Raw genomic sequence first — 5,909 nt, 5'->3', positions numbered from 1 at the left:
AGTTGAATATGTTCATGATTAACTTCAAGACCTCTTAAATCTTCCTGTTTTATTTTAAAACCAATCGATCCTGCTGGGAGGATAAACTGGCGGATTTCTCCATTTTCAGTCTCTCTGAAAACTGTACGGAGTACTTCATGACGTTCTAGTAAAGTATGAAAGGCTCCCTCCAGCAGGCCTGTATTTAAATCTCCTTCAAATACAAATACGCCTGGCATATTATAAGCAATACTCCCCTGTGCAAACTGACTTAATATCCACAACCTTCGCTGCGAAGATGATAAAGGATAATGTGCCTGAAAAATCGCCTGTGGAATATTGATGAAATTTTCCTTTTGCTGGTGCTTTATTAATTCTGCCAGATCTTCCAGTACAGGTGTTTCAAATATGTATTTTAAAACTATAGTAACTTCAAATATTTTATAGAGCTGATTGATCAGGCGTATAGCTTTTAAACTATGCCCCCCAAGATCAAAAAAGCTGTCTTTTACACTTATATTTTCTTTGTCTAATAACTCTCCCCAGATTTCCACAAGCTGCTCTTCCACTTTATTGCGTGGAGCAATGTATTCAATTCCCGTACCCAGTTCCAGTCCCAGAGGATCAGGAAGGGATTTACGGTCTGCTTTCCCATTGGCATTCAACGGGATCTCATCGAGTTGCACAAAATGTGCAGGTAACATATAGTCCGGTAAAATCCGGCTCAAATGTACACGCAGATCCGATATATAAAGTTCTTCCTGGCTCACCACATAGGCAACCAGTTCCTTCTCTGTCCTGCCACCAGCAGTAACCACTGCACCCTCAACACCAGCGGTAACGACTGCACCTTCAACACCCGGATAACTTCTCAATGCGGCTTCAATCTCGCCCAGTTCAATACGGTAACCACGGATCTTCACCTGGTCATCCAGACGCCCTAAGTACTCAATATTGCCATCCTCAAGCCACCTCCCCAGATCGCCAGTACGGTACATCCGTTCACCGGGTTCAAACGGGTTGGCCACAAACTTCTCTGCAGTGAGTACCCCGTTGTGCAGGTAACCACGGGCAAGACCATCACCGCCTATACAAATCTCTCCGGCTATGCCAACAGCCTGTAAATGATCTGACCCGTTGACAATATAAATTGAAGTATTGGCTATAGGACGGCCAATAGGAATTATCAGGTCATCCACCTGACAGCTATAAGCGGTCACATCAACAGAGGCTTCAGTGGGACCGTAAAGGTTATAAACCGGAACTCCGGGTACCTGAGCATACCACGAACGTACACTCCCTGCAGACAAGGCCTCTCCGCTGGTAATCACCAGGCGAAGTCCGGATAAACGCCCTGACAAACCGGATCCTGATGATAAGCCCGAGATAAATGCATCAAACATACTCGGTACAAAATGAACACAGCTGATCTGGTGCTGCGCAATCAGCGCTAAAAGACGTTCAGGGGAAACGATATCTTCTCGCTTGCATAAAACAAGCTTTGACCCCCAGCACAACGGTAAAAAAAACTCCCAGACCGACACATCAAAAGTGAAAGTCGTTTTCTGTAAAATAATATCTGAGGAACTAAAGCCATACTCCTTCCACATCCAATCGATACGGTTAACCACACCAGCATGTTCCAGCATGGCTCCTTTTGGACGACCGGTAGACCCGGATGTATAAATCACATAGGCCAGGTCTTCAGCACTGTTCACTCTTTCCAGGTTCTCAGTACTATAAACCGCCAATGAATTCCGGAACTTTAACAGCTCCGCTTCATCGATCACGACTTTGCACTGGCTGTCGGACAGCATATAATCGATACGCTCCTGCGGATATCCGGGATCTATCGGAACATAAGCCCCGCCGGATTTCAGTACACCCAGGATCGCAATCACCATCCATTCGCTCCGCTCCAGGCAGATCCCAACCAGTTCATCGGGCTGTATCTCATAAGTGGAACGCAGGTACCCCCCCAGCTGGTTGGCCAGGCTGTTCAGCGCAGCATAACTGAACTCCCGGTCTTCAAAAACAAGGGCAGTCGTACTGGCTGATATCACCACCTGCTGCTCAAACAAATCAACCAGGGTCTTATCCTTCGGATAAGACACCGCCGTAGCATTGAAGGTTTCCAATAACTCCACCTGCTCTGCTGCACTTAAATAATCCAGCTCAGCAACTGGCACTGAGGGATCAGCCACAACCGATTCAAGTAATTGCAGAAAATGAGCAGCCAAACGATTTATACTACTTTCATTGTATATATCGCTATTATATTCAATACTCATTTTCAGTCCTCCCACCGTCTCAAAAAAGCCGAAGGTAAAATCAAACTTACTTCTTATCTCTTTCTTTCCTGTGTACTCACCGATCCTGATATTGCCCAACTGACGACCTTCAGGCTGTACTGCATCTGCATGCTGAACCAGCAACATTACATCAAAAAGTACATTCCGGCTTAAATCACGTGGAAGATGCAATTCTTCTATCAAGGAATCAAATGGATATGATTGATGTACATATGCATCTAGAGTGACCTTTTTAACCCGGTCTAATAAGTCTTTATAGCTTTCTTTTCCTTTAAATTTAGTCCTTAATGCAAGTGTATTTACATAAAATCCAATCTGATCTTCCAGATCAGTATGCGTCCTGCCAGCTACAGGAGTACCAATAATGATATCTTCCTGTCCACCATAGGAGTATAACAATGCATTTAATACAGCAAGCAGTCCCATGAACAGCGTTGCGTCCTGGTCATGAATCAATGCCTTAAATTTCCCAGAGATTAATTTATCAATCTCTTTTTCAACAACTTGACCAGCATAAGTTTTGACTGCCGGCCTTAACCTATCTCCTGGAAAGTTTAATACTGGGATTGTTCCTGAAAGCTGTGCTAACCAATAAGTTTGATGCAGCTTAAAAAGCTCTCCGCCAAGCTGTTCCTGTTGCCATACAGCATAATCTTTATATTGCAGGCTCAAAGGAGCTAAAGTATTTTCCTGGGCATTGAGATAAATATTATACAATAAGAGCAACTCAGTAACCAATACATTCATTGACCATCCATCACTAATTATATGATGTATGGTGCATGTAAATATCCATTGATTGTCTGCTAATTGAATTAAAACCACACGTAGTAATGGTCCTGAACTTAAATCAAATAAGTTTAAAGTATTTTGATCAATTAAAATAGCTGCTTTTTCAAGCTGTTTTAATTCTAATCGTAAATCATGACTGACCATATGAAATCCGATTTCTGAGCCGGAGAGAATAAATTGTCTGATTTCTCCTTCTTCATCTACCTTGAACACCGTTCTAAGACTTTCATGACGCGATATTAATTCCTCAAAAGCATATCGGAGTGCATTTTGATCTAATAAACCATCAAATGTATATATGCCGGCCAAATTATAAGCAATACTTACTTCTTCCAACTGACTAAGTATCCATATCCGTTGCTGTGAAGATGACAATGGGTAACTGTCTTGTAATTCTGCTTTATTAATATTTAAATAAGCACTTTTATCAGATTGTTGTATAAATACAGCTTGTTCTTCAAGAAATGGATTAGTAAAAATATCTTTTAAAGACAATTCAATCTCAAATTCTTTACGAATCTGACTAGCCAGCCGGATGGCCTTTAAACTGTGTCCCCCTAAATCAAAAAAATGATCCTTTATTCCGATTTGCGCTTTGCCAAGTATTTCTTTCCAAATATCGACCAATCGTGTCTCTAACTGATTGCGTGGTGCAATATAATGTGCTCCTGAAAACATTCCCGCTTGCTCTGGCTCTGGTAGAATATTCTTATCTACCTTGCCATTAATAGTCAATGGTAAGCGCTCTAATTGTACATAATAATTGGGCAACATATAAACAGGTAAGAGCTTGCTTATATAAGTACGTATTTCTGCAATATTTAAATCTTTTCCGCCAGTTATATAAGCAATCAATTCCCCTCCCAATGGCGAGTACCGGGCAATCACTACTGCATCTTCAATTTGCCAGTATTCACGTAAAATTTGCTCTATTTCACCAGGCTCGATACGGTAACCCCGTATTTTTATTTGTTCATCTTTTCTACCAAGAAACACGATATTCCCATCTGGCAGCCAGCTGCCTAAATCTCCTGTACAGTACATTTTCATATTCTCCTGATAAGGATTGCGAATAAATTTGCTATCAGATAATTCAGGATTAAAGATATATCCTCTGGTAAGGCTATTTCCACTTATACAAATTTCTCCTGTTACACCCAGTGGACAAAGCTGGCTGTTTTTGTCCAGGATATAGATATGAGTATTGGCAATAGGTTTCCCAATTAAAACAGGTATATTTTCTTCAAGTACTTTCACTATGCAACCTACTGTTGCCTCAGTTGGACCATATTCATTGTAGATAACCATCAAAGGGTTAATCTTTTTCAAAATTTTAATATGGTACTGAGTAATTTCTTCACCGCCAACAATTGCACAATTAATACTTGTTTCAGGAATATTCAGATGTGCTAATACATTAATATGTGATGGGGTCAGTTTGATACTATTGATATTATTCTGCGGATGAAAACTATGGGATAAAATAGTTGATATTTCTTCATCCTGATGATATACTGATAGTTTTCCTCCTAATGTAAGCGGACAAAAAATACTGGTAACAGTTAAATCGAATGACAGTGAAGTATATAAACCGAAGTTTACCAATGATCCCGGATTGAAATAATAATCATCTGCCCAATGAATATAATTATATAGGTTGTGGTGAGTAATACCGCAGCCTTTTGGTTTTCCTGTAGAACCTGAAGTATAAATTACATAAGCCAGGTCTGACGGCTGGATACCACGTTTTAGATTTTTCCTGCTGTACTGATGGCTACGGTTTCTAAACGCTTCAAGATAGTTCTCATCTACCAGTACTTTACACCGGCTATCAGCTAATATGTACTCTTTACGTTCCTGCGGATAGGCAGGATCTATTGGTACATACGCTACGCCGGATTTCAAAACACCCAGCATTACAATAATCAGCCATTCACTTCTTTCTAAACAAATTCCAATCAGGTCATCAGCATGAAGATCCTTATTTTCGAGCAAATAATATCCAAATTCATTCGATAGCCTATTAAGTTCACGATAGCTTAATGTCTTCTTCAGGAAAGTGATAGCAATACCTTCAGGAGTACGTTCTACCTGTTCTTCAAATAAGTTAATTACTGTCTGAGCTTTCGGGTAATCTTTATCTGTAGCATTAAATTCTGACAACAGTTCCTTCACCTCTTTTTCGCTGAGATATTCCAGTTTGCTTACAGGTACTAATGGATTAGAAGTTAATGCAGACAATAACTCTTCAAAATGTGAAGCCAGCTGATTTATTTTTCTTTCTTCATACAGATCAGTGTTGTATTCTATATCCAATAGAATCTGATCTCCACTTTCCATAAAATTAAAAGTCAGGTCAAATTTACTCAAGATACGTTCACCATCTTTATGACGGCTGATCATTAAATCGCCAGCACGTTGTATACTATTATAATTACCTTGATTATTGTCCAGTACTACCATAACATCAAACAAAGCACTCCTGCTCAGATCACGTTGCAATTTCAGCTCATCAATCAACAGGTCGAATGGATATTCCTGATGCTCATAAGCACTGAGAGTAACTTCCTTTACTTTATGCAATAATTCCTGATAGCTATCTTCGCCTGTAAAACGGGTTCTTAATGCAAGTGTATTTACATAAAAACCAATCTGGTCTTCCAGATCAATATGTTCTCTGCCGGCAACCGGACTACCGATAATGATATCTTCCTGACCGCTATAACGGTATAACAATGCATTTACCGCTGCCAGAAGTCCCATGAACAAGGTTACCCCCTGTTGTTGCAAAATGACATGGAAACGACTGAATAAATCTTGATCCAG

The 5,909-nt window shown here is 40.2% G+C and carries 1 protein-coding gene; it reads right to left on the bottom strand.

The genetic code is table 11. The features are described 5' to 3' along the window. A partial coding sequence (locus ABIB30_RS27125) for a non-ribosomal peptide synthetase (protein WP_354306148.1) occupies nt 1-5,909 on the bottom strand: 5,909 nt, incomplete at both ends.

Source organism: Pedobacter sp. UYP1 (assembly GCF_040547305.1).
Lineage (GTDB): Bacteria > Bacteroidota > Bacteroidia > Sphingobacteriales > Sphingobacteriaceae > Pedobacter.
Note: the sequence above shows the minus strand (reverse complement) of the source record. Positions and strands in the feature narration are given on the sequence as shown.